This window comes from Burkholderia sp. 10_S31 (genome assembly GCF_056930375.1).
In genome coordinates, this window is the sequence record NZ_JBXOWK010000003.1 from 31,073 (window position 1) to 54,304 (window position 23,232).

The window sequence follows — 23,232 nt, forward strand, 5'->3', positions numbered from 1 at the left end:
GTAGGCAATGGCACGTTCTGTAAAAAAAGGTCCGTTCTGCGACGCCCATTTGCTGAAGAAAGTTGAGGCGGCTGCAGCTTCGCGCGACAAAAAGCCGATCAAGACCTGGTCGCGTCGCTCGACGATTCTGCCGGATTTCATCGGCCTGACGATCGCTGTTCACAACGGCCGTCAACACGTTCCGGTGTACATCTCGGAAAACATGGTCGGCCACAAGCTTGGCGAGTTCGCACTGACCCGTACGTTCAAGGGTCACGCGGCCGACAAGAAGGCCAAGAAATAAGGGGCAATCAAGATGGAAGTGAAAGCAATTCATCGCGGTGCCCGCATCTCGGCGCAAAAAACGCGCCTTGTGGCTGACCAGATCCGCGGTTTGCCGGTCGACAAGGCGCTGAACGTTCTGACGTTCTCGCCGAAGAAGGCGGCTGGCATCGTGAAGAAGGTTGTGCTGTCGGCAATCGCGAATGCGGAGCACAACGAAGGCGCTGATATCGACGAGCTCAAGATCAAGAGCATCTACGTCGACAAGGCTGCATCGCTCAAGCGTTTCACCGCGCGCGCCAAGGGCCGCGGTAACCGCATCGAGAAGCAATCCTGTCACATCACTGTGACGGTCGGGAATTAAGGAGCCATACGATGGGACAGAAAATTCATCCGACTGGCTTCCGCCTGGCTGTCAGCCGCAATTGGGCTTCGCGTTGGTACGCGAACAACAACAATTTCGCGGCGATGCTGCAGGAAGACATCGGTGTTCGTGAATACCTGAAGAAGAAGCTGAAGAACGCTTCGGTCGGTCGGGTCGTCATCGAGCGTCCGGCAAAGAACGCGCGCATCACGATTTACAGCTCGCGTCCGGGCGTCGTCATCGGCAAGAAGGGCGAGGATATCGAACAGCTGAAGACGGAACTGCAACGCCGCATGGGCGTGCCGGTTCACGTCAACATCGAAGAAATCCGCAAGCCGGAAACCGATGCTCAACTGATCGCTGACTCGATCACGCAACAGCTCGAACGCCGGATCATGTTCCGTCGCGCGATGAAGCGTGCGATGCAGAACGCGATGCGTCTGGGTGCCCAGGGCATCAAGATCATGAGCGCAGGCCGTCTGAACGGTATCGAAATCGCTCGTACGGAGTGGTATCGCGAAGGTCGCGTGCCCCTTCATACGCTGCGTGCCGACATCGACTACGCAACCTCGGAAGCGAAGACGACCTACGGGATCATCGGCGTCAAGGTGTGGGTATACAAGGGCGACACGCTCGGCCGCAATGACGCGCCGGTGGTCGAGGAAGTAGCCGAAGACAAGCGTCCGCGTCGCAATGCGCGTCCGGGCGACCGTCGTCCGCGCCGTGACGGCGAAGGCGGCGCTCCGGGTGCTCGTCGTGGCGCACCGCGCCGCGGCGCCGGCAAGCCGGAAGACGGCAAGACTGGAGAATAACGATGCTGCAACCGAAACGCAGGAAGTATCGCAAAGAGCAGAAGGGTCGTAACACCGGCAAGGCGACGCGCGGCAACGCAGTGTCGTTCGGTGAATTCGGCCTGAAGGCGATCGGTCGCGGTCGTTTGACCGCACGTCAGATTGAAGCGGCGCGTCGTGCAATGACGCGTCACATCAAGCGTGGCGGCCGCATCTGGATCCGGATCTTCCCGGACAAGCCGATTTCGCAAAAGCCGGCAGAAGTGCGTATGGGTAACGGTAAGGGTAACCCGGAGTACTACGTCGCTGAGATCCAGCCGGGCAAGATGCTCTATGAAATGGACGGCGTAACCGAAGAACTGGCACGCGAAGCGTTCCGTCTGGCTGCAGCCAAGCTGCCGCTGAAGACGGCATTCATCGTGCGCCAGCTCGGCGCCTAAGGAGAAAACATGAAGGCTTCCGAACTTCTCCAGAAAGACCAGGCCGCGCTCAACAAGGAGCTGGCGGACCTGCTGAAGGCGCAATTCGGCCTGCGCATGCAACTCGCGACCCAGCAGCTCACGAACACGAGCCAGCTGAAGAAGGTTCGTCGCGACATCGCACGTGTGCGGACCGTCATGACTCAGAAGGCGAACCAGAAATGAACGATAGCGTGAAAACCTCGCTGAAGCGGACGCTGGTCGGTCGGGTCGTCAGCAACAAGATGGACAAGACCGTCACCGTGCTGATCGAGCACCGCGTCAAGCACCCGATCTACGGCAAGTATGTCGTGCGCTCGAAGAAGTACCACGCGCATGATGAAGCGAACACCTACAACGAGGGTGACCTCGTTGAAATCCAGGAAACTCGTCCGCTGTCGAAGACGAAGGCCTGGACGGTGTCGCGCCTCGTCGAAGCAGCTCGCGTCATCTAAGCGGGCAGCGCAGTAGGCAGTAACAAGCACTTCGCCACGAAGTGCTTGAAATCGCAAAGTTTTTGCTTGCGTGACCAGGGTTATTTGTTATAATCCTGGTCTTCCCTCTTTATGGGAGCCCCGTCGCGGGCGAAGTTGGTGGGGGAAGCGGACTGGCGCCAGCCTGTCCGAAAGATTCACCGAATTGCGATGGCGGGTTTCGTTTGCCGTCGCTGCTGTTCCAACCCAAGCAGCCGATTGGCTGACGGGACCAAGACTGACCGAATGCATCATGGTGGTGCATCCGGATTAAGTTGGGAAAGACAAACCATGATCCAGACCGAATCTCGGCTCGAAGTAGCCGACAACACGGGTGCGCGTGAAGTCATGTGCATCAAGGTGCTCGGCGGCTCGAAGCGTCGTTATGCCGGCATTGGCGACATCATCAAGGTGACCGTCAAAGAAGCAACGCCGCGCGGGCGCGTGAAGAAAGGCGAAATCTACAACGCCGTGGTGGTCCGCACCGCCAAGGGTGTTCGCCGTCAAGACGGCTCGCTGATCAAGTTCGACGGCAACGCCGCTGTGCTTTTGAATAACAAGCTTGAGCCGATCGGCACCCGTATTTTTGGGCCGGTGACGCGTGAGCTGCGTAGCGAACGATTCATGAAGATCGTTTCGCTGGCGCCGGAAGTGCTGTAAGGAGTCGCGATGAACAAGATTCGCAAAGGTGACGAAGTCATCGTCGTCACTGGCAAAGACAAGGGCAAGCGCGGCGTCGTGCTGGCTGTCGGTGCAGAACATGTGACGGTTGAGGGTATCAACCTCGTCAAGAAGCATGTGAAGCCGAACCCGATGAAGGGTACGACGGGCGGCGTGGAAGCGAAGACGATGCCCCTGCATATTTCGAACGTCGCACTGGTCGACGCGAATGGCAAGGCGTCGCGTGTTGGCATCAAGGTCGAGGAAGGCAAGAAGGTTCGCTTCCTGAAGACGACCGGTGCCGTACTGAGCGCCTGACGCAGCGGAGTAAAAAATGGCTCGTTTTCAAGAGTTTTACAAAGAAAAGGTTGTGCCCGGCCTGATCGAGAAGTTCGGTTACAAGTCGGTCATGGAAGTGCCGCGCATCACCAAGATCACGCTGAACATGGGTCTTGGCGAAGCGATCGCTGACAAGAAGATCATCGAGAACGCCGTTGGCGATCTCACGAAGATCGCAGGTCAGAAGCCGGTCGTCACGAAGGCACGCAAGGCAATCGCAGGCTTCAAGATCCGCCAGGGATACCCGATCGGCGCGATGGTGACGCTGCGTGGTCAAGCGATGTACGAATTCCTCGACCGTTTCGTGACCGTTGCCCTGCCCCGCGTGCGTGACTTCCGCGGTGTGTCGGGTCGTGCCTTCGATGGCCGCGGCAACTACAACATCGGTGTGAAAGAGCAGATCATTTTCCCCGAAATCGACTACGACAAGATCGACGCACTGCGTGGGCTGAACATCAGCATCACGACGACTGCGAAGACCGACGACGAAGCAAAGGCTCTGCTCGCCAGCTTCAAGTTCCCGTTCAGAAACTGAGGTTACCGTGGCTAAACTGGCACTGATCGAACGTGAAAAGAAGCGCGCCCGCCTGGTCGCGAAGTTCGCAGCAAAGCGCGAAGCGCTGAAGGCGATCGTCGAAGACCAAAGCAAGTCGGAAGAAGAGCGCTACGAAGCACGCCTTGAGCTGCAGCAACTGCCCCGCAACGCAAACCCGACCCGCCAGCGTAACCGCTGCGCGATCACGGGCCGTCCGCGTGGCACGTTCCGTAAATTCGGCCTCGCGCGTAACAAGATTCGTGAAATCGCATTCCGTGGCGAGATTCCTGGCCTGACCAAGGCGAGCTGGTAATAGGAGAAACGTAAATGAGCATGAGTGATCCTATCGCCGATATGCTGACTCGCATCCGCAACGCGCAGATGGTTGAGAAGGTATCGGTTGCGATGCCCTCGTCGAAGGTCAAGGTTGCAATCGCGCAAGTCCTGAAGGACGAAGGCTATATCGACGATTTCGCCGTCAAGGCGGAAGGTGCGAAGTCCGAACTGAATATCGCGCTGAAGTACTACGCAGGTCGCCCGGTCATCGAACGCCTCGAGCGCGTGTCGAAGCCTGGTCTGCGCGTGTACCGCGGCCGTAACGACATTCCGCAGGTCATGAACGGCCTGGGTGTGGCAATCGTGTCGACGCCGAAGGGCGTGATGACCGACCGCAAGGCGCGCGCTACCGGCGTCGGCGGCGAAGTCATCTGCTACGTTGCTTAAAGCCGAGGAGAGAGAAACATGTCTCGAGTAGGTAAAAGCCCGATCGCGCTGCAAGGCGCGGAAGTCAAGCTGGCCGACGGTGCAATCACCGTCAAGGGCCCGCTGGGCACCATCACGCAAGCGATCAATCCGCTCGTGAACGTGGCGAACAACGACGGCACGCTGAATCTGTCGCCGGTCGACGAAAGCCGCGAAGCAAACGCACTGTCGGGCACGATGCGCGCGATCATCGCGAATGCCGTGCACGGCGTGACCAAGGGTTTCGAGCGCAAGCTGACGCTGGTTGGCGTCGGTTATCGTGCGCAGGCGCAAGGCGACAAGCTGAACCTGTCGCTGGGTTTCTCGCACCCGGTGGTGCACCAGATGCCGGAAGGCGTCAAGGCTGAAACCCCGACGCAAACCGAAATCGTGATCAAGGGGATCAACAAGCAACAAGTCGGTCAAGTGGCTGCGGAAGTCCGCGGTTACCGTCCGCCGGAGCCGTACAAGGGCAAGGGCGTGCGCTATTCCGACGAGGTTGTGATCCTCAAAGAAACGAAGAAGAAGTAAGGGTGCGCAATCATGGATAAGACTCAATCTCGCCTGCGCCGCGCTCGCCAGACGCGTATCAAGATCGCTGAGCTGCAGGTCGCGCGTCTCGCCGTGCATCGCACGAACACGCACATCTACGCTCAAGTGTTCTCGCCCTGCGGCACCAAGGTGCTCGCCAGCGCGTCGACGCTCGAAGCAGAAGTGCGCGCAGAACTGGCCGACAAGTCGGGCAAGGGCGGCAACGTTAATGCCGCGACGCTGATCGGCAAGCGTATTGCCGAGAAGGCAAAGGCTGCCGGCATCGAATCCGTCGCCTTCGACCGCTCGGGCTTCCGCTACCATGGCCGCGTCAAGGCGCTGGCTGAGGCAGCTCGCGAAGCTGGGCTCAAGTTCTAAGGAAGGAATTCGTCATGGCAAAGATGCAAGCGAAAGTTCAGGCTGACGAGCGCGACGACGGCCTTCGCGAAAAGATGATTTCGGTCAACCGCGTGACCAAGGTCGTGAAGGGTGGCCGTATTCTCGGCTTCGCCGCACTGACCGTGGTTGGCGACGGCGATGGCCGCATCGGTATGGGCAAGGGCAAGGCGAAGGAAGTGCCGGTCGCTGTCCAGAAGGCAATGGAACAAGCTCGCCGCAACATGTTCAAGGTGCCGCTCAAGAACGGCACGCTGCAGCACGAAGTGCACGGCAAGCATGGCGCATCCGCTGTCCTCCTCGCTCCGGCGAAGGCAGGTACGGGCGTGATCGCCGGCGGCCCGATGCGCGCAGTGTTCGACGTGATGGGCGTTCAGAACGTCGTGGCAAAGAGCCACGGTTCGACGAACCCGTACAACCTCGTTCGCGCCACGCTGGACGGCCTGCGCAAGCAGTCGACCCCGGCAGACATCGCGGCGAAGCGCGGCAAGTCCGTCGAAGATATTTTGGGCTAAGCCCGGGTGGTCACCATGTCTGAAAAAACTGTCAAGGTTCAGCTCGTGAAGAGCCTGATCGGGACCCGCGAATCGCACCGTGCGACCGTGCGTGGCCTCGGCCTGCGCCGACTCAACTCGGTTAGCGAGCTGCAGGATACGCCGGCGGTCCGCGGCATGATCAACAAGGTCTCGTACCTCGTTAAGGTCATCGCGTAAGCGGCCCTACGGATCAAGGAGTTGATATGGAATTGAATAACCTGAAGCCGGCCGCTGGTGCAAAGCACGCCAAGCGTCGCGTCGGCCGCGGCATCGGTTCGGGCCTCGGCAAGACGGCTGGCCGTGGTCACAAGGGTCAGAAATCGCGTTCGGGCGGCTTCCACAAAGTCGGTTTCGAAGGCGGTCAGATGCCGCTGCAACGTCGTCTGCCGAAGCGCGGTTTCACGTCGCTGACGAAGGAATTCGTCGGTGAAGTGCGCCTGGGCGACCTCGAGAAGCTGCCGGTCGATGAAATCGATCTGCTCGCACTGAAGCAAGCCGGCCTGGTCGGCGAGCTGACGAAGAGCGCAAAGATCATCGCGACGGGCGAACTGAAGCGCAAGATCGTCGTGAAGGGTCTCGGTGCCACCAAGGGTGCGCGCGCTGCGATCGAAGCGGCTGGCGGTTCGTTCGCCGAGTGACACGCGTAGCGCGTCGTTACTTGCATTCATCGGAGAAGGTACTTGGCTAACAGCCCGAGTCTTGCAAAACCCGGTCGAAGCACGGCGAAATTCGGCGATCTGCGTCGGCGAGCGATGTTCCTGCTCCTGGCGCTGATCGTCTATCGCATCGGCGCGCACATCCCCGTGCCGGGCATCGATCCGGATCAACTGGCGAAGCTGTTTCAGAGCCAGGCGGGCGGTATCCTGGGCATGTTCAACATGTTCTCGGGTGGCGCGCTTTCCCGCTTCACGATCTTTGCGCTGGGGATCATGCCGTACATCTCGGCGTCGATCATCATGCAGCTGTTGGCGATCGTCTCGCCGCAGCTCGAGGCGCTGAAGAAGGAAGGGCAGGCAGGGCAACGGAAGATCACGCAGTACACGCGGTATTTCACCGTGGTGCTCGCGACCTTCCAGGCGTTCGGTATCGCGGCTGCGCTGGAAAACCAGCCGGGCCTCGTGATCGACCCCGGCATGCTGTTCCGACTGACGACGGTCGTGACGCTGGTTACCGGCACGATGTTCCTGATGTGGCTGGGTGAGCAGATCACCGAGCGTGGTCTGGGCAACGGCATCTCGATCATCATCTTCGGCGGGATCGCAGCAGGGTTCCCGAATGCCGTCGGTGGGCTGTTCGAGCTGGTGCGTACGGGTTCGATGAGCATCATTTCGGCGATCATCATCGTCGTTCTGATTGCCGCGGTGACTTACCTGGTCGTGTTCATCGAACGCGGTCAGCGCAAGATCCTCGTGAACTACGCGAAACGCCAGGTCGGCAACAAGATCTACGGTGGCCAGTCGTCGCACTTGCCGCTGAAGCTGAACATGTCGGGCGTGATTCCGCCGATCTTCGCATCGTCGATCATCCTGTTCCCGGCCACGATTCTCGGCTGGTTCAGCACAGGTCAGCCGTCGGGAAGCTGGATCTCCAACACGTTGCATAACGTCGCGGAGGCGCTGAAGCCGGGCCAGCCGGTCTATGTGCTGCTGTACACGCTGGCAATCGTGTTTTTCTGCTTCTTCTACACCGCACTGGTGTTCAACAGCAGGGAAACCGCGGACAACCTGAAGAAGAGCGGCGCGTTTGTTCCGGGCATTCGTCCGGGCGATCAGACCGCACGATATATCGACCGCATCCTCACGCGTCTGACGCTGGCCGGTGCGATCTACATCGTCTTCGTGTGTCTGCTGCCGGAATTCCTGGTGCTGCGCTGGAACGTGCCGTTTTATTTTGGTGGAACGTCGCTGCTGATCATTGTCGTCGTCACGATGGACTTCATGGCGCAGGTGCAGTCGTACGTTATGTCGCAACAGTATGAGTCGCTGCTCAAGAAGGCAAACTTCAAGGGCGGCAACATCCCAATGCGTTAATTAAGGACTATGGCCAAAGACGATGTAATCCAGATGCAAGGTGAGGTGATCGAAAACCTCCCGAATGCGACCTTCCGCGTGAAGCTGGAAAACGGCCATGTCGTGTTGGGGCATATCTCCGGGAAGATGCGGATGCACTACATCCGCATCCTGCCGGGCGACAAGGTGACGGTTGAATTGACGCCTTACGATCTGTCTCGTGCGCGGATCGTGTTCCGGGCGAAGTGATTTGAAAAAAGGGTATTATCATGAAAGTGATGGCATCGGTTAAGCGCATTTGCCGCAATTGCAAGATCATCAAGCGCAAAGGCGTCGTTCGCGTGATCTGCAGCTCGGATCCGCGCCACAAGCAGCGCCAAGGCTGACCGCGCGTTTGTTTGCGCTTTTTGTTTGAGGAAAAACAATGGCTCGTATCGCAGGGGTTAACATCCCGAATCACCAGCATACCGAGATCGGCCTGACGGCAATCTTCGGTATCGGCCGCACGCGCTCGCGCAGCATCTGCGTGGCGTCTGGCGTGGAATTCTCGAAGAAGGTCAAGGACCTGACCGACGCAGACCTCGAAAAGCTGCGTGAAGAAGTGGGCAAGTTCATCGTCGAAGGCGATCTGCGCCGTGAAGTGACGATGAACATCAAGCGCCTGATGGACCTCGGTTGCTACCGTGGCGTTCGTCATCGCAAGGGCCTGCCGATGCGCGGTCAGCGTACGCGTACGAACGCACGTACCCGCAAGGGTCCGCGTCGTGCAGCGCAAGCGCTGAAGAAGTAAGCGGAACTGACAGTTACAGGAAAACGTAATGGCTAAGGCTTCGAACACCGCGGCGCAACGCGTTCGCAAGAAGGTTAAGAAGAACGTCGCTGAAGGCGTGGTTCACGTTCACGCGTCGTTCAACAACACGATCATCACGATCACCGATCGCCAGGGCAATGCACTGGCATGGGCGACGTCGGGCGGCCAGGGCTTCAAGGGCTCGCGCAAGTCGACGCCGTTCGCTGCTCAGGTTGCTGCTGAGTCGGCCGGCCGCGTGGCGATGGAATACGGCGTGAAGAATCTGGAAGTGCGGATCAAGGGCCCGGGCCCGGGTCGTGAGTCGGCAGTGCGCGCACTGCATGGCCTCGGCATCAAGATCACCGCGATTTCGGACGTCACCCCGATTCCGCACAACGGCTGCCGTCCGCCGAAGCGCCGTCGTATCTAAGAATGTTGCTGGCACGTTCGTGCTGGCACATTTGCCTGTCGCCGCGTAGCGTCGACGGGCGTTGCTTTTTTGATTGACTAAGCCCACCGTTCGCCCCAAAGGGCGCGAACTAGCGCGGATTCCGATCCGCGTGACTGATTGATAAAGGAATGCAAAGTGGCACGTTATATCGGCCCTAAGGCCAAGCTGTCCCGCCGTGAAGGCACCGACCTGTTCCTGAAGAGCGCGCGTCGCTCGCTCGCCGACAAGTGCAAGCTCGACAGCAAGCCGGGTCAGCACGGCCGTACCTCGGGCGCACGTACGTCCGACTATGGTACGCAGCTGCGCGAAAAGCAGAAGGTCAAGCGTATTTACGGCGTTCTGGAGCGTCAGTTCCGCCGCTACTTCGCTGAAGCCGACCGCCGCAAGGGCAACACGGGTGAAAACCTGCTGCAACTGCTCGAATCGCGTCTCGACAACGTCGTATATCGCATGGGCTTCGGCTCGACCCGCGCTGAAGCGCGTCAGCTGGTGAGCCACAAGTCGATCACCGTGAACGGCGTCGTCGCGAACGTGCCGTCGCAGCAAGTGAAGGCTGGTGACATCGTCGCGATCCGCGAAAAGGCGAAGAAGCAGGCGCGTATCGTCGAAGCGCTGTCGCTGGCTGAGCAAGGCGGCATGCCGAGCTGGGTTGCAGTCGATGCGAAGAAGTTCGAAGGCACGTTCAAGCAAATGCCGGAACGCGCTGACATCGCAGGCGACATCAACGAAAGCCTGATCGTCGAATTGTATTCGCGTTAATCCGATTGACGGCCGAGGTACCCCGATTGCGTTTCGCAAGGAGGGGCCTCGGCTGTTTATTTTCTGGTTGTTACCGGTCAGCCTTATCGGTGTAACGAGCCGAGGGTATTGAAAAGGAAAGCCCATGCAAACCAGTTTGCTGAAACCCAAGATCATCGCCGTGGAATCGCTGGGCGAGAACCACGCGAGGGTGGTCATGGAACCGTTCGAACGCGGTTACGGCCACACCTTGGGCAATGCGCTTCGCCGCGTGCTGCTGTCGTCGATGGTTGGCTACGCGCCGACCGAAGTCACGATCGCAGGCGTGGTGCACGAGTACTCGACGCTGGATGGCGTGCAAGAGGACGTCGTCAACCTGCTGCTGAACCTGAAGGGTGTGGTGTTCAAGCTGCACAACCGTGACGAAGTGACGGTGACCCTGCGCAAGGAAGGCGAAGGCGTCGTTACGGCCGGCGATATCGAGCTGGCTCACGATTGCGAAGTCATCAATCCGAATCACGTGATCGCACACCTGTCGAAGGGCGGCAAGCTCGACGTTCAGATCAAGATCGAGAAGGGTCGCGGCTATGTGCCCGGCAACGTTCGTCGCTACGGCGAAGACACGGCCAAGATCATCGGTCGCATTGTCCTCGACGCATCGTTCTCGCCGGTTCGCCGCGTGAGCTACGCCGTTGAAAGCGCCCGTGTCGAGCAGCGTACCGACCTCGACAAGCTCGTGATGAACATCGAGACGAGCGGCGTGATCACCCCGGAAGAGGCGATCCGTCAATCGGCTCGCATCCTGGTCGACCAACTGTCCGTGTTCGCGGCACTGGAAGGCACGGAAACGGCCGCCGAAGCACCGTCGCGCGCACCGCAGATCGATCCGATCCTGCTGCGTCCGGTGGACGATCTCGAGCTGACGGTTCGTTCGGCGAACTGCCTGAAGGCCGAGAACATCTACTACATCGGCGACCTGATCCAGCGCACGGAAAACGAGCTGCTGAAGACGCCGAACCTCGGTCGCAAGTCGCTCAACGAGATCAAGGAAGTGCTTGCTTCGCGCGGTCTCACGCTGGGCATGAAGCTCGAAAACTGGCCGCCGGCTGGTCTCGACAAGTAAGCCCGCTTGTAGCCAAGCTGGAGCTGTAGTTGGCAAAGATGCGGATTTACCTTTAGAATCCGCATCTTGCTTTTTTCGTTACCGGCCCGTGCACCCCAGCGGTGCGATAGAAGAGCTGGATCAAAACTTTGAATCAAGGAAACTGAAATGCGCCATCGTCATGGTCTGCGGAAACTGAACCGCACGAGCAGCCACCGTCTGGCTATGCTCCGTAACATGTCCAACTCGCTGATCGAGCACGAAGTCATCAAGACGACGCTGCCGAAGGCGAAGGAACTCCGTAAAGTCGTCGAGCCGCTGATCACGCTCGGCAAGAAGCCGTCGCTGGCAAACCGTCGACTGGCGTTCAACCGCCTGCGCGATCGTGACTCAGTGGCGAAGCTGTTTGACGTGCTCGGTCCGCGCTTCGCGAACCGTCCGGGCGGCTACCTGCGCGTGCTGAAGTTCGGCTTTCGCGTCGGCGACAACGCACCGATGGCACTGGTCGAACTGCTCGATCGTCCGGAAGTCGACGAAACGGAAAACGTGCAAGAAGCTGAGTAAGCTTCCTGTACGCAGCAGTATCTGAAAAAGGGGCCGAGCAATTGCTTGGCCCTTTTTGTTTTTTGCGGCCCACGAGCTGCGATCGATTGTCGCAGGCCAGTGCCGGCAGCGTCGCGCGCGCTGCGCTACGATACTGGACTGTCGGCACGGGCTCGCGATGGGCGATCCGCGGCGGCGAAAGCCGGTAGACCAGCCAGGGGGGCGCGTATGGTGGTGGTGTTGATGCTGACGACAGTGCCCGATGCGGCGACGGCCGCGGCGCTCGCCGACGGTGCGCTCGACGCACGGCTTGCCGCGTGCGTGTCGGAGCTCGGTGCGATCAAATCGCGCTATCACTGGCAGGGCAAGGTCGAAACGGCCGACGAGATCCAGTTGCTGTTCAAGACGAGCCCCGTGCGCTCGCTCGAACTGGAGCGATTTATTCTCGCGCATCATCCGTACGAGACGCCGGAAATCGTCTCGTGGCAGGCGACGGCCTCGGCCGCGTATGGCCAGTGGGTGACCAGCGAAACTCAACGTCTATTTCATGTTTAACGGTATGGCGCTTTCCGTGCGCGTGCGCGTGCTGCGGTTCCTCGTAGTCCTGTTGTCGCTCATGTTCGTGCTGGGCGACCTGTCGATCGCGCGCGCGGCCGACGATTTTCTCGATCCGTCGGTGGCGTTCAAGTTCAGCGCGAGCGAATCGCCGGGGCAGGTGGACGTCCGCTTCAAGGTCGCCAACGGCTACTACCTGTACCGCGAGCGGTTCGCGTTCGCGGTGAAGAGCGGGCAGGCGATGCTCGGCGCCCCTCAATTCCCTGCCGGTCATGTGAAGTTCGACCAGACGTTCCAGAAGGAAGTCGAAACCTATCGCGACGAGGTTGTAATTCACGTGCCGGTCAAGCAGGCAGCGGGGCCGTTTGAACTTGCGGTGACGTCGCAGGGGTGCGCCGACGAAGGAATCTGCTACCCGCCTGCGGAGCATGTCGTGAAGATCGACGGCGCTGCGCTGGGCGTGGTCGCGCCGGCCGATGGCGCGGCAGCTTCGGGTAGCTGGTTCGACAAGGTCACGAGCGCGGATTTCGCGCAGTCGCTGCTCGAGGGGCACGGCTTCTTCACGATCGTCGCGCTGTATTTCGTCGCAGGCGTCGTGCTGAGCCTCCTGCCCTGTTCGTATCCGATGATTCCGATCGTGTCCGCGATCATCATCGGCCAGGGTACGCGCGCGACGCATGCCCGCGGCTTTGCGCTGTCGCTTACCTACGTGGTCGGCATGGCGCTCGTTTATACGGTGCTCGGCATCGCTGCCGCACTGGTCGGCCAGAGCCTCGGCGCGTGGCTGCAGAATCCGTGGGTGCTCGGCGCGTTCGGCGTGCTGCTCACCGCATTCGCTGTATCGCTGATTTCGGGCAAGGACATCGCGCTGCCCGAGCGCTGGCAGAACGGCGCGGCCGAAGCATCGAGCGCGCGCCAGGGCGGCCATTTCGTCGCGGTCGCCGCGATGGGCGCATTGTCGGCGCTGGTCGTCGGCGCATGCATGACGGCACCGCTGTTTGCAGTGCTCGCATTCATTGCCCATACCGGCAATGCATTGCTCGGCGGCGCCGCGCTGTTCGCGATGGGACTGGGGCTCGGCGTGCCGCTGCTGGTCGTCGGCATCGGTGCCGGCACGGTGCTGCCGCGCGCGGGCGCATGGATGGACGGCGTGAAGGTGTTCTTCGGTATCGTACTGCTCGCGGCCGCGCTGTGGGTCGTGTGGCCGGTGCTGGCGGGCGGCTTGAAGATGGTGCTCGCTGCGTTGTGGCTGTTGGTCGCGGCCGCGGCGCTCGGCCTGTTCACGCCGCATGCCGGCGCCGCGTCGATCTGGCGCCGTCTCGGCCGCGGCCTCGGCGCTGCGCTTGCGATCTGGGCTGCGACGCTGCTCGTCGGCCTCGCAGCAGGATCCAACGATCCGGTGAAGCCGCTGGCCGTCCTCGCGGCGCGCACGGTTGCGTCGGGCGATGCGTCGGCAGCCGGTGCGGCTGCCGGGCCGCAGGGGCCGGCGTTTGCATCGGTACGCTCCAGCGGGGAACTCGACGCGCTACTGAAGACCTCGGGCCAGCCTGTGATGCTCGACTTCTATGCCGATTGGTGCGTGAGCTGCAAGGAGATGGAGCATCTGACGTTCACCGATTCACGCGTGCAGGCGCGGCTCGCCCGGCTTCATCTGGTGCGTGCGGACGTCACCGCGAACAATCCGGACGACCAGGCGCTGCTCAAGCGCTTCAACCTGTTCGGGCCGCCGGGCATCATCTTCTTCGATCGCAACGGCAACGAAATCGGGCGCGTGGTCGGCTATCAGGCGGCCGAGACGTTCCTGCGCAGCCTCGATCGCGCAGCGGTACCGACGGTGTAACGCGCGCTTGTCAGCCCTGCATGGGCGGCCTCTGTGCCGGCCGGCGCGCGGCTCAGCGTTGCGCTTTCAGCAGACGCGCGGCATCGAGCGCGAAGTACGTGAGCACGCCATCGGCACCCGCACGCTTGAATGCGAGCAGCGATTCGAGCACGACCTTGTCGTGGTCGAGCCAGCCGTTCATCGCGGCAGCCTTCAGCATCGCGTATTCACCACTCACCTGGTACACGTAGGTCGGGAAGCGGAACTCGTCCTTCACGCGGCGCACGATGTCGAGATACGGCATGCCGGGCTTGACCATCACCATGTCGGCGCCTTCGTCGATGTCGAGGCGTACTTCGCGCAGCGCTTCGTCGCTGTTCGCCGGATCCATCTGGTAGGTCATCTTGTTGCCCTTGCCCAGATTGGACGCCGAGCCGACCGCATCGCGGAACGGGCCGTAGAACGCCGACGCGAACTTGGCCGAATAGGCCATGATGCGCGTATGGATGTGGCCGTCGCTTTCCAGCATTTCGCGTATCGCGCCGATGCGCCCATCCATCATGTCCGACGGCGCGACGATGTCGACGCCGGCCTCCGCCTGTGCGCACGCCTGGTCGACCAGGATCTCGATCGTGTCGTCGTTGATTACGTAGCCGTTTTCGTCGAGCACGCCGTCCTGGCCGTGGCTCGTGTACGGATCGAGCGCGACGTCGGTCAGCACGCCGAGTTCGGGGAAGCGCTTCTTCAACTCCCGCACCGCGCGCGGGATCAGGCCTTCGGGATTGGCCGCTTCGCGCCCGTCAGGCGTTTTCAGCGACGGTTCGATGGCCGGGAACAGCGACAGCACGGGTACGCCGAGTTCGACGCACTGCTCGGCGACATGCATCAGCAGATCGACCGACACGCGCTCGACGCCGGGCATCGACGGTACGGGCTGGCGTTCGTTGGTGCCTTCGACGACGAACACCGGGTAGATCAGGTCGTCGGTGGTCAGGCGGTTTTCGCGCATCAGGCGGCGGGAGAAGTCGTCGCGGCGCATCCGGCGCGGACGGTGAAGCGGATGGAAGCTCATGGCGATTTGGCAGAAATCAGGGCAAGAAGGACCTTACGGAACCCTTAGGTCATTTTCGAGATCGTTGGTATATGATAGCGATCGAGCGGCACGCGTAGCGCGCTGCTCCCCGCTTCTCCTCCCTGAGCGGGTGCCTGTCGTTTTTCGATTAGGCTGTTTGACCCGCCGTTCAACGGCGGGTTTTTTTATGAGCCGGCCGAATCCGCAGGTGCCGTCAGGTGCGCACAGCCGATCCCGGCCGCGCGTTGCCCGCTCATTGTGCTACAGGCTCGCTTTTTTCGTCGGCGACGGACGGCCGCACCCAGCTTTCGATCAGTTCGTGCGCCTCGTCGAGCCCGGTGCGCTTCAGTGCCGAGAACAGCTGGACGGTCAGTTTGCCCTTCACGCCCTGGTCGCGGTACGCGTCGAGCCCCTTCTGCGTGTTGCGCAGCGCGTTGATGCTTTCCTGCCGCGTCAATTTGTCGCACTTCGTCAGCAGCGTGTGGATCGGCTTGCCGGTCGGCGCGAACCACTCGATCATCCGGCGATCGAGGTCGGTCAGCGGGCGGCGCGAATCCATCATCAGGATCAGGCCGCACAGCTGCGAACGGGTTGCGAGGTAGGACGACAGCAGCATTTCCCAGTGGGCCTTCGCGGCCCCCGGCACTTCCGCGTAGCCGTAGCCGGGCAGGTCGACGAGGTTCGCGACGGGCTCGGCGGCCGGGCCGACGGAGAAGTAGTTGATGTGCTGCGTGCGGCCGGGCGTCTTCGACGCGAAGGCGAGCCGCTTCTGGTTGCACAGCACGTTGATCGCCGTCGATTTGCCGGCATTCGAGCGGCCCGCGAACGCGATTTCCGGCTGCACCGTCGGCGGCAGGTCGCGCAGATGGTTGACGGTCGTGTAGAAGCGGGCTTGATGGAGCAAAAAGGCCATGGGAAACCGGAGGGACGGGGCGGCGCGAGCCGCTTGGTGGAGGCGGGGTAGCCCCGATAGGCGCGGGAGCTTTCAGCGCGATATTGTACAATACGACGGTTTTGCCGAAGGGCTGCGGGCGCCTGCCTCGCGCTTTTATGCAGCTTCTGCGGTAGACTGGTCGATGTCGTTTTTTGCAGAACCTCAAATTCCCACAAGACGAAACAGGGTGTGCGAATGAATCGACTGTGCAAGTCTCTGATGGTGCTTCAGGTTGCAGCAGGGTTCGTAGGTTTCGTAGCGGAGGCAAACGCGGCGGATACGGCAAAGCCGGATCTGGACCGCGGCAAGGCGATTGCCGGGCAGGTCTGTGCGTCGTGTCACGGCGCCGACGGCAACAGCGCGTCGGGCAGTTTCCCGAAGCTCGCCGGCCAGCATCCCGAATATCTGGTCAAGCAGTTGAACGACTTCAAGGCCCAACCGGGTGCGAAGGGGCCGGCGCGGACCAATCCGGTGATGGTCGGGTTCGCGAGCGCGTTGAGTGCGGACGACATGCGCAACGTCGCCGCGTATTACGGGTCGCAGACGACGAAGCTCGGCACCGCACGTGATGCGGCGACCGTGCCGATCGGTCAGAAGATCTATCGAGGCGGCATCGCGGAAAAGGGTGTACCCGCCTGCGCGAGCTGCCACGGGCCGACGGGGCAGGGGATGCCGGTCCAGTACCCGCGTCTGTCGGGGCAGTGGGCCGATTACACGGTTGCCCAGTTGACCGCGTTCCAGCAGGGTGTCGGCGCGCGCAACAACAACGAGGCGATGCATCAGATCGCATCGCGTCTGTCGGACACCGAAATCAAGGCCGTCGCGGATTACATCGCGGGCCTGCGTTGAGCGGATCGTCGCGAATGGAATGACCGGGCGCCCGAAGGGCGGCCGGAGTCAGAACAAGAAAAGGGTGGGGCGCCGCGTGATTGCGGCCGCCTTGCCCTTTTTTGTTGTCAGCACTCGCCGGGGGCCGCCCCAAGCGTGCTGACCGCCCCCTCGGGGGCAGCGAACATAGTGAGCGTTGGGGGCTGTTTCCCCTTAGTCGGAGTTTGAATGAGCGTTACCACGTCGGGGTTGCAGTCGAAGTCGGGTCAAAGTGCGTCCAGGCGCGCAATCGAGTTGCTGAGCTCGATGCGCTTCGCGATCGCGCTGCTGGTGGTGCTGTCGATCGCGAGCATTGTCGGCACGGTCCTGACCCAGGACGACCCGTATCCGAACTACGTGAACCAGTTTGGGCCGTTCTGGGCGGACATCTTCCGCTCGCTGGGCCTGTACAACGTGTACAGCGCGTGGTGGTTCATGCTGATCCTGATCTTCCTCGTCGTGTCGATTTCGCTGTGCGTGATCCGCAACGCACCGAAGATGCTCGCCGATGCGAAGAGCTGGAAGGACAAGGTCCGCGAAGGCAGTCTGCGCGCGTTCCACCACAAGGCCGAATACACGGCGTCCGGCACGCGTGCGACCGCTGCGGCCACGCTCGCCACGTTCGTCACCAAGGCCGGCTACAAGCACGTCGTGCGTGAAACCGACGGCGCGACGCTGATCTCCGCGAAGCGCGGCGCGCTGACGAAGTGGGGCTACATCTCCGCGCACCTTGCGATCGTCGTGATCTGTATCGGCGGCCTGCTCGACAGCAACCTGCCGATCAAATTCCAGATGTGGATGTTCGGCAAGAGCCCGGTCAACACGAGCGCGACGATCAGCGAGATCTCGTCCGACCACCGGCTGTCCGCGTCGAATCCGACGTTCCGCGGCTACGCATGGGTGCCGGAAGGCCAGTTCGTGTCGACCGCGATCCTGAACCAGCCGAGCGGTTCGCTGATCCAGGATCTGCCGTTCTCGATCCAGCTCAACAAGTTCATCGTCGACTACTACACGACGGGGATGCCGAAGCTGTTCGCGAGCGACATCGTCGTGATCGATCGCGAGACGGGCCAGAAGATCCCGGCGCGCGTCGAGGTCAACAAGCCGTTCACGTACAAGGGCGTGTCGATCTACCAGTCGAGCTTCCAGGACGGCGGCTCGCAGATGCAGATGACGGCCTACCCGATGACGGGCGACAACGCGAAGACCTTCGCGGTGAAGGGCACGATCGGCAGTACGGCGCCGCTGCAGATGCCGGGCAGCGACGGCGACACGATCGAGTTTTCCGACTTCCGCGCGATCAACGTCGAGAACATGGCCGACGCGAACGGCAAGCCGGACGTGCGCGGCGTTGCGAAGACGGAGTCGCTCAAGGAGGTGTTCGACGAGCGGCTCGGTTCCGGCGCGAAGACGTCGAAGCCGATGCAACTCCACAACATCGGCCCTTCGGTGCAGTACAAGATTCGTGGCAAGGACGGCCAGGCGCGCGAATTCAACAACTACATGCTGCCCGTCGACATGGGCGGCACGCGTGTGTTCCTCGCCGGCGTGCGTGCGAGCCCGAACGATCCGTTCCGCTACATGCGGATTCCGGCCGACAGCCAGGATTCGATCGGCGAATGGATGCGCCTGCGCGCAGCGCTCGAGGATCCGGCTGTTCGCGCCGATGCCGCCGCACGCTTCGCGCAACGTTCGCTGCCGACGACCGAGGCGTCGCTGCGCAGCCGCCTGCAGGACAGCGCGTTCAAGGTGCTGACCCTTTTTGCGGCGAGTGACGACAGCGTCGGTCGTGGCGCCGACGGCCAGCCGGTCGGCGGCTTCCAGGCAGTGGCGACGTTCATCGACCGTTCGGTGCCGAAGGCCGAGCAGGAAAAGGCGGCCAGCCTGCTGCTGCGCATGCTCGAGGGCTCGATGTGGGAGGTCTGGCAGATCGCGCGCGAGCGCGCCGGCGAGCCGGCTGCCCAGCAGGGCACGGACACGATCCGCTTCGTTCAGAACGCGATCAATGCGCTATCCGACAGCTTTTTGTATGGATCGCCGGTCTATTTGCAGCTTGACTCCTTCAAGCAGGTGCAAGCTTCGGTATTTCAGTTGACGCGCGCACCCGGCAAGAATCTGGTGTATCTTGGCAGCCTGCTGTTGGTCGCCGGCATCTTCTCGATGTTCTACGTGCGCGAGCGGCGCCTCTGGTTCTGGCTCAAGGATGCCGGCTCGGGCGTCGATGTGGTGATGGCAATGTCCACGGCCCGCAAGACCTTCGATTTCGAGAAAGAATTCGTGCAGACGCGCGACGCGGCCGGCGCCGCCTTGCGCGCCGCACCGCGCGACGCCGCGCCGGCTGGTGCGGCAGCGACTGCCCGTCCGCCCGCCGGCGGCGGTTCCGATTCCGAGAATTCCACCCGGTAACATCATGGATCTCACTCAAGTTTCCTCTTCCCGTTCGGGGCCGGTCCTGGCCCCGAATCCGGCGCCGTTGTTCGACGACCGTCCGTTCCTCGCCCGCCTGTCGGTCATCGACTGGCTGTTTGCCCTGGCGCTCGTGGTCGGCGCGGGCTATGCGTTCGTGCACTACAACGAACACATGAATTACTACGACAAGGCAGTGATGATCGGCACGGTGCCGGCGCTTGTCGTGCTCGGCTGGCGCTGGAAGCCCGCGCGGCTGATGATGGCGTCGATCGCGGTGCTGTCACTGCTGTCGATCCAGATCTACCAGGGCGATCTCGCGCGCGCCGATTCGGCGTTCTTCCTCAAGTACTTCCTGTCGAGCCAGTCGGCGATCCTGTGGATGAGCGCGCTGTTCGTGCTCGCGACGATCTTCTACTGGATCGGCTTGCTCGCACGTTCGGAGTCGGGCTCCGCGATCGGACAGAAGCTCACGTGGGTCGCCGTGCTGATGGGTTTCACCGGCCTGATGGTGCGCTGGTACGAGTCCTATCTGATCGGTGCCGATGTCGGGCACATCCCCGTGTCGAACCTGTATGAAGTGTTCGTGCTGTTCAGCCTGATCACCGCACTGCTTTATCTGTATTACGAAGGCCACTACGGCACGCGCTCGCTTGGCGCATTCGTGCTGCTGGTCATCAGCGCGGCCGTCGGCTTCCTGATGTGGTACTCGGTCGCGCGCGATGCGCAGCAGATCCAGCCGCTCGTGCCGGCGCTGCAGAGCTGGTGGATGAAGATCCACGTGCCGGCGAACTTCATCGGCTACGGCAGCTTCGCGCTGTCGGCGATGGTGTCGGTCGCTTACCTGATGAAGGAGCGCGGCGTGCTCGCCGATCGCCTGCCGACGCTCGAGGTGCTCGACGACGTGATGTACAAGTCGATCGCGGTCGGCTTCGCTTTCTTCACGATCGCGACGATCCTCGGCGCGTTGTGGGCCGCGGAAGCATGGGGCGGCTACTGGAGCTGGGACCCGAAGGAAACCTGGGCGCTGATCGTGTGGCTCAATTACGCAGCCTGGCTGCACATGCGCCTGATGAAGGGCTTGCGCGGCGCGGTTGCCGCCTGGTGGGCGCTCACGGGCCTGCTCGTGACGACGTTCGCGTTCCTCGGCGTCAACATGTTCCTGTCCGGGCTGCACAGCTACGGCAAGCTGTAAGATTTCCGACGCTGGTCCGACAAAAGACCGCCGGCGCACTGCGTGCCCGGCGGTTTTCTTTTGTAACGGGCGGGCGGTCCCGGGCGTCGAACGGCGCATGATGGGTCGGGTCGAACGCTCATGAAGCGTGCGCGCCGCGCATGCAGGAGAGGAGCAGCACGATGTGGATCAAACACCCTATGCGCACCGTACTGACCGGCGGTGATATCGCGCAGAGCCAGATTACGCCGCGCGCGGTGTTCGAGAACCGGCGGCGCGTATTGCAGGTGGCCGGCCTCGCTGCGGCGGGCGGATTGCTCGGCGGCAGCGGCACGGCGTTCGCCGCGTATGCGTCGCCCGACGCGCGAGCCGCGAAGCTTGCGGCGAAAACCAACCCGAAGTTCGTCGCGGCCGACAAGGTGACGCCGTTCAAGGACATCACGTCCTACAACAACTTCTACGAATTCGGCACCGACAAGGGTGACCCGGCGCAGAACGCCGGCTCGTTGCGGCCGCACCCGTGGCGCGTGAGCGTCGAGGGCGAGGTGCTGCACCCGAAGGTATTCGATCTCGACGAACTGCTGAAGCTCGCGCCGCTCGAGGAGCGCGTGTACCGGCTGCGCTGCGTCGAGGGCTGGTCGATGGTGATTCCGTGGATCGGCGTGCCGTTGTCAGAGCTGATCAAGCGCGTGCAGCCGACCGGCAACGCGAAATACGTGCAGTTCATCACGCTGGCTGATCCGTCGCAGATGCCGGGGCTGTCGACGCCGGTGCTCGACTGGCCGTACTCGGAAGGGCTGCGGATGGACGAGGCGATGAATCCGCTGACGCTGCTGACGATGGGTGTCTACGGGCAAGTGCTGCCGAACCAGAACGGTGCGCCGGTGCGGATCGTCGTGCCATGGAAGTACGGTTTCAAGAGCGCGAAGTCGCTCGTGAAGATCCGCTTCGTCGACAAGCAGCCGAAGACGAGCTGGAACACGTATGCGTCGAACGAATACGGTTTCTATTCGAACGTGAACCCGAATGTCGATCACCCGCGCTGGAGCCAGGCGACCGAGCGCCGGATCGGCGAGGACGGCTTCTTCACGCCGAAGCGCAAGACGCTGATGTTCAACGGCTATGGCGATCTCGTCGCGTCGATGTACCAAGGCATGGACCTGAAGAAGAACTTCTGAGTGCGACGGTGAGAAACGACATGCCTCCTTCGACGCTGACACCGGCTCGCGCGTCCGGCACGCACACGGCTACTGCGGAGACATCCCGGCGCGGCCCGGCACGTATTGCGTCGCCGAGCTGGCTCGCGCCCGCCAAGGTGCTGGTTTTCGCGGTCGGCCTCTATCCGCTCGCGCGTCTCGTGCTGTTCGGGCTGACCGACCGGCTCGGCGCGAACCCGATCGAATTCATCACGCGCTCGACGGGCCTCTGGACGCTGGTGATGCTCTGCGTCACGCTCGCCGTCACGCCGCTTCGGCGCGTGACGGGCGTTCCCGCGTTGCTGCGCTTTCGCCGGATGATCGGCCTGTTCGCGTTCTTTTACGCGACGCTGCATTTCACGACGTATCTGTGGTTCGACAAGTGGTTCGACGTGCTCGCGATCCTGAAGGACGTCGGCAAGCGTCCGTTCATCACGGTCGGTTTCGCCGCGTTCGTGCTGCTGATTCCGCTGGCCGCGACATCGCCGCGTGCGATGGTGCGCCGGCTCGGCCGTCACTGGGCGACGCTACATCGCGCGATCTATGCAATCGCGCTGTTCGGCGTGCTGCATTTCTGGTGGATGCGGGCCGGCAAGGACGATCTCGCGCAGCCGAAGCTTTACGCGACGATCGTCGCGGTGCTGCTCGGCTGGCGGCTGCTTGGATGGGGCTGGCGGCGCATCCGCGCGTGACGATGCCGACCCGAAAAAACAAAAGGCGATGACGGGAGGTCATCGCCTTTTTCGCGAAAGAAACCGCGCGCGCGGCGGCGCGCGACTACTGCGTGGAGGCTGGGCCCGATGCCGGCGTGGCGGCCTTCGACGCACCGTTCGACAGCTCGGGCGACAGCGTGAGCGGCGTGCCGGAAGAATCGGGAATGCTGTCGGACGACGCGTTTTCATCGGTCGGCGTGACGTCCGACGGCGGCGTGTCCTGCTGCTGGATGGGCTTCGCCGGCAACGGGGGCACGGTAGGCAGATAGAGCGGACCGCGTTGACCGCAGCCGGCAAGAATCGCCAAAGCCGCTACAATCGCGCTCATCCGGAAAACGACTCGCATGATCGTCCCTGAACAATTTAACCGATAGAGTTTAGCATGTCCGATACTGAATACCTGGCCCGTGCCGAGGCCGTGCTGGCGGCCGTCGAGCGTACCGTGGATGCCGCGAACGACGGCGATCACGACATCGATCTGGAGCGCAACGGCGGCGTGCTGACGCTGACGTTCGAGAACGGCTCGAAGATCATCATCAACCTGCAGCCGCCGATGAAGGAGCTGTGGATCGCCGCGAAGGCGGGCGGTTTCCATTACCGTTTCGTGGACGGCGAATGGCGCGATACGCGCACCGGCACCGAATTCTTCTCGGCACTCACCGACTACGCGACGCAGCAGGCCGGCCTGCCGATCTCGTTCGGCGCGTAACGACCGGCACGCCCGCCCGGCGGGGCGCCGATACGTCGGATCAACGCACAAAGAAAAAGCGCCCCGCGG

The 23,232-nt window shown here is 62.0% G+C and carries 35 protein-coding genes; 32 read left to right on the forward strand and 3 right to left on the reverse strand.

The window, feature by feature from the left end:
- The first annotated feature begins 7 nt into the window (after positions 1-7).
- From rpsS to dsbD, 26 genes are all read left to right on the forward strand, one after another.
- Complete coding sequence (rpsS, locus tag AC1Z3W_RS20045; RefSeq protein WP_004199273.1) at positions 8-283, forward strand: 30S ribosomal protein S19; 276 nt, start codon at positions 8-10, stop codon at positions 281-283.
- 12 nt (positions 284-295) lie between these two features.
- Positions 296-625 (forward strand): 50S ribosomal protein L22, encoded by a 330-nt coding sequence (rplV, locus tag AC1Z3W_RS20050; RefSeq protein ID WP_004199272.1) that lies wholly within the window; start codon positions 296-298, stop codon positions 623-625.
- A gap of 11 nt (positions 626-636) precedes the next feature.
- Complete coding sequence (gene rpsC / locus AC1Z3W_RS20055; RefSeq protein ID WP_006482899.1) at positions 637-1,437, forward strand: 30S ribosomal protein S3; 801 nt, start codon at positions 637-639, stop codon at positions 1,435-1,437.
- 2 nt (positions 1,438-1,439) lie between these two features.
- Positions 1,440-1,856 (forward strand): 50S ribosomal protein L16, encoded by a 417-nt coding sequence (gene rplP, locus AC1Z3W_RS20060; protein ID WP_006482873.1) that lies wholly within the window; start codon positions 1,440-1,442, stop codon positions 1,854-1,856.
- A gap of 9 nt (positions 1,857-1,865) precedes the next feature.
- Positions 1,866-2,060: a 50S ribosomal protein L29 gene (gene rpmC, locus AC1Z3W_RS20065; RefSeq protein WP_006400652.1), complete on the forward strand. Its 195-nt coding sequence runs from the start codon at positions 1,866-1,868 to the stop codon at positions 2,058-2,060.
- Complete coding sequence (gene rpsQ / locus AC1Z3W_RS20070) at positions 2,057-2,329, forward strand: 30S ribosomal protein S17 (RefSeq protein ID WP_043191859.1); 273 nt, start codon at positions 2,057-2,059, stop codon at positions 2,327-2,329. The genes rpmC and rpsQ overlap by 4 nt, the downstream gene beginning before the upstream one ends.
- A 309-nt stretch (positions 2,330-2,638) precedes the next feature.
- Positions 2,639-3,007 (forward strand): 50S ribosomal protein L14, encoded by a 369-nt coding sequence (rplN, locus tag AC1Z3W_RS20075; RefSeq protein WP_006752929.1) that lies wholly within the window; start codon positions 2,639-2,641, stop codon positions 3,005-3,007.
- A gap of 9 nt (positions 3,008-3,016) precedes the next feature.
- Positions 3,017-3,325: a 50S ribosomal protein L24 gene (rplX, locus tag AC1Z3W_RS20080; protein ID WP_006477187.1), complete on the forward strand. Its 309-nt coding sequence runs from the start codon at positions 3,017-3,019 to the stop codon at positions 3,323-3,325.
- A 16-nt stretch (positions 3,326-3,341) separates the two neighbouring features.
- Complete coding sequence (gene rplE / locus AC1Z3W_RS20085) at positions 3,342-3,881, forward strand: 50S ribosomal protein L5 (protein WP_006477186.1); 540 nt, start codon at positions 3,342-3,344, stop codon at positions 3,879-3,881.
- Between the two features lie 7 nt (positions 3,882-3,888).
- Positions 3,889-4,194: a 30S ribosomal protein S14 gene (gene rpsN, locus AC1Z3W_RS20090; RefSeq protein WP_006482884.1), complete on the forward strand. Its 306-nt coding sequence runs from the start codon at positions 3,889-3,891 to the stop codon at positions 4,192-4,194.
- 14 nt (positions 4,195-4,208) lie between these two features.
- The gene (rpsH, locus tag AC1Z3W_RS20095) at positions 4,209-4,604 is read left to right on the forward strand and encodes a 30S ribosomal protein S8 (RefSeq protein ID WP_006477185.1); all 396 of its coding nucleotides are present in this window, start codon (positions 4,209-4,211) and stop codon (positions 4,602-4,604) included.
- An 18-nt stretch (positions 4,605-4,622) separates the two neighbouring features.
- Positions 4,623-5,153 (forward strand): 50S ribosomal protein L6, encoded by a 531-nt coding sequence (gene rplF / locus AC1Z3W_RS20100; RefSeq protein ID WP_006758786.1) that lies wholly within the window; start codon positions 4,623-4,625, stop codon positions 5,151-5,153.
- A 12-nt stretch (positions 5,154-5,165) separates the two neighbouring features.
- Positions 5,166-5,531 carry a 50S ribosomal protein L18 gene (rplR, locus tag AC1Z3W_RS20105; RefSeq protein WP_006477183.1) on the forward strand — a complete coding sequence of 122 codons (366 nt, stop codon included), beginning with the start codon at positions 5,166-5,168 and terminating at the stop codon, positions 5,529-5,531.
- A gap of 14 nt (positions 5,532-5,545) precedes the next feature.
- Positions 5,546-6,064: a 30S ribosomal protein S5 gene (rpsE, locus tag AC1Z3W_RS20110; RefSeq protein ID WP_006752931.1), complete on the forward strand. Its 519-nt coding sequence runs from the start codon at positions 5,546-5,548 to the stop codon at positions 6,062-6,064.
- Between the two features lie 15 nt (positions 6,065-6,079).
- Positions 6,080-6,262 (forward strand): 50S ribosomal protein L30, encoded by a 183-nt coding sequence (gene rpmD / locus AC1Z3W_RS20115; protein ID WP_006400644.1) that lies wholly within the window; start codon positions 6,080-6,082, stop codon positions 6,260-6,262.
- 26 nt (positions 6,263-6,288) lie between these two features.
- The gene (gene rplO / locus AC1Z3W_RS20120) at positions 6,289-6,723 is read left to right on the forward strand and encodes a 50S ribosomal protein L15 (RefSeq protein WP_006482880.1); all 435 of its coding nucleotides are present in this window, start codon (positions 6,289-6,291) and stop codon (positions 6,721-6,723) included.
- A gap of 42 nt (positions 6,724-6,765) precedes the next feature.
- Positions 6,766-8,115, forward strand: a complete 1,350-nt coding sequence (gene secY / locus AC1Z3W_RS20125) for a preprotein translocase subunit SecY (RefSeq protein WP_006400642.1) — start codon at positions 6,766-6,768, stop codon at positions 8,113-8,115.
- A 9-nt stretch (positions 8,116-8,124) separates the two neighbouring features.
- On the forward strand, positions 8,125-8,343 hold the full coding sequence (infA, locus tag AC1Z3W_RS20130; RefSeq protein WP_004521905.1) for a translation initiation factor IF-1: 219 nt from the start codon (positions 8,125-8,127) through the stop codon (positions 8,341-8,343).
- 20 nt (positions 8,344-8,363) lie between these two features.
- Positions 8,364-8,480, forward strand: coding sequence for a 50S ribosomal protein L36 (rpmJ, locus tag AC1Z3W_RS20135; RefSeq protein ID WP_004199844.1), 117 nt, complete (start codon positions 8,364-8,366; stop codon positions 8,478-8,480).
- Positions 8,481-8,518: 38 nt separating this feature from the next.
- Complete coding sequence (gene rpsM, locus AC1Z3W_RS20140) at positions 8,519-8,884, forward strand: 30S ribosomal protein S13 (protein WP_014898353.1); 366 nt, start codon at positions 8,519-8,521, stop codon at positions 8,882-8,884.
- A 28-nt stretch (positions 8,885-8,912) separates the two neighbouring features.
- The gene (gene rpsK / locus AC1Z3W_RS20145) at positions 8,913-9,314 is read left to right on the forward strand and encodes a 30S ribosomal protein S11 (RefSeq protein WP_004197937.1); all 402 of its coding nucleotides are present in this window, start codon (positions 8,913-8,915) and stop codon (positions 9,312-9,314) included.
- Positions 9,315-9,470: 156 nt separating this feature from the next.
- A complete protein-coding gene (gene rpsD / locus AC1Z3W_RS20150; RefSeq protein ID WP_006752934.1) occupies positions 9,471-10,094 on the forward strand; it encodes a 30S ribosomal protein S4 in 624 nt (207 codons plus the stop codon).
- A 124-nt stretch (positions 10,095-10,218) separates the two neighbouring features.
- A complete protein-coding gene (locus tag AC1Z3W_RS20155; RefSeq protein ID WP_006477176.1) occupies positions 10,219-11,196 on the forward strand; it encodes a DNA-directed RNA polymerase subunit alpha in 978 nt (325 codons plus the stop codon).
- Between the two features lie 147 nt (positions 11,197-11,343).
- Positions 11,344-11,739: a 50S ribosomal protein L17 gene (gene rplQ, locus AC1Z3W_RS20160; RefSeq protein ID WP_006477175.1), complete on the forward strand. Its 396-nt coding sequence runs from the start codon at positions 11,344-11,346 to the stop codon at positions 11,737-11,739.
- Between the two features lie 207 nt (positions 11,740-11,946).
- Positions 11,947-12,273: a divalent-cation tolerance protein CutA gene (gene cutA, locus AC1Z3W_RS20165; RefSeq protein WP_057924809.1), complete on the forward strand. Its 327-nt coding sequence runs from the start codon at positions 11,947-11,949 to the stop codon at positions 12,271-12,273.
- Positions 12,266-14,113: a protein-disulfide reductase DsbD gene (gene dsbD, locus AC1Z3W_RS20170; RefSeq protein WP_483508347.1), complete on the forward strand. Its 1,848-nt coding sequence runs from the start codon at positions 12,266-12,268 to the stop codon at positions 14,111-14,113. Before cutA ends, dsbD begins: the two co-directional genes overlap by 8 nt.
- 52 nt (positions 14,114-14,165) lie before the next feature.
- On the opposite strand, the gene hemB is transcribed toward dsbD, so the two are convergent.
- Together hemB and yihA are read right to left on the reverse strand one after the other, a co-directional pair.
- A complete protein-coding gene (hemB, locus tag AC1Z3W_RS20175; RefSeq protein ID WP_057924807.1) occupies positions 14,166-15,164 on the reverse strand; it encodes a porphobilinogen synthase in 999 nt (332 codons plus the stop codon).
- Positions 15,165-15,417: 253 nt separating this feature from the next.
- Positions 15,418-16,077, reverse strand: coding sequence for a ribosome biogenesis GTP-binding protein YihA/YsxC (gene yihA / locus AC1Z3W_RS20180; protein ID WP_044848923.1), 660 nt, complete (start codon positions 16,075-16,077; stop codon positions 15,418-15,420).
- Positions 16,078-16,293: 216 nt separating this feature from the next.
- Between yihA and AC1Z3W_RS20185 the strand changes: the two genes are divergently transcribed.
- The 5 genes from AC1Z3W_RS20185 to msrQ all read left to right on the forward strand — a co-directional run bounded on the left by AC1Z3W_RS20185 (position 16,294) and on the right by msrQ (position 22,433).
- Positions 16,294-16,947, forward strand: a complete 654-nt coding sequence (locus AC1Z3W_RS20185) for a c-type cytochrome (protein ID WP_483509571.1) — start codon at positions 16,294-16,296, stop codon at positions 16,945-16,947.
- 207 nt (positions 16,948-17,154) lie between these two features.
- Positions 17,155-19,371 carry a cytochrome c biogenesis protein ResB gene (locus AC1Z3W_RS20190; RefSeq protein ID WP_057924805.1) on the forward strand — a complete coding sequence of 739 codons (2,217 nt, stop codon included), beginning with the start codon at positions 17,155-17,157 and terminating at the stop codon, positions 19,369-19,371.
- Between the two features lie 4 nt (positions 19,372-19,375).
- On the forward strand, positions 19,376-20,566 hold the full coding sequence (gene ccsB / locus AC1Z3W_RS20195) for a c-type cytochrome biogenesis protein CcsB (RefSeq protein WP_057924804.1): 1,191 nt from the start codon (positions 19,376-19,378) through the stop codon (positions 20,564-20,566).
- Positions 20,567-20,727: 161 nt separating this feature from the next.
- A complete protein-coding gene (gene msrP, locus AC1Z3W_RS20200; protein ID WP_483508349.1) occupies positions 20,728-21,723 on the forward strand; it encodes a protein-methionine-sulfoxide reductase catalytic subunit MsrP in 996 nt (331 codons plus the stop codon).
- A 20-nt stretch (positions 21,724-21,743) separates the two neighbouring features.
- On the forward strand, positions 21,744-22,433 hold the full coding sequence (gene msrQ / locus AC1Z3W_RS20205; protein ID WP_124834839.1) for a protein-methionine-sulfoxide reductase heme-binding subunit MsrQ: 690 nt from the start codon (positions 21,744-21,746) through the stop codon (positions 22,431-22,433).
- 85 nt (positions 22,434-22,518) lie between these two features.
- Here msrQ and lptM read toward each other — a convergent pair whose 3' ends face one another.
- Entirely contained in the window at positions 22,519-22,800 is a 282-nt protein-coding gene (lptM, locus tag AC1Z3W_RS20210; protein ID WP_057924802.1) for an LPS translocon maturation chaperone LptM, read from the reverse strand.
- A gap of 36 nt (positions 22,801-22,836) precedes the next feature.
- Between lptM and cyaY the strand changes: the two genes are divergently transcribed.
- Positions 22,837-23,163 (forward strand): iron donor protein CyaY, encoded by a 327-nt coding sequence (gene cyaY / locus AC1Z3W_RS20215; RefSeq protein WP_057924801.1) that lies wholly within the window; start codon positions 22,837-22,839, stop codon positions 23,161-23,163.
- Positions 23,164-23,232 lie beyond the last annotated feature (69 nt).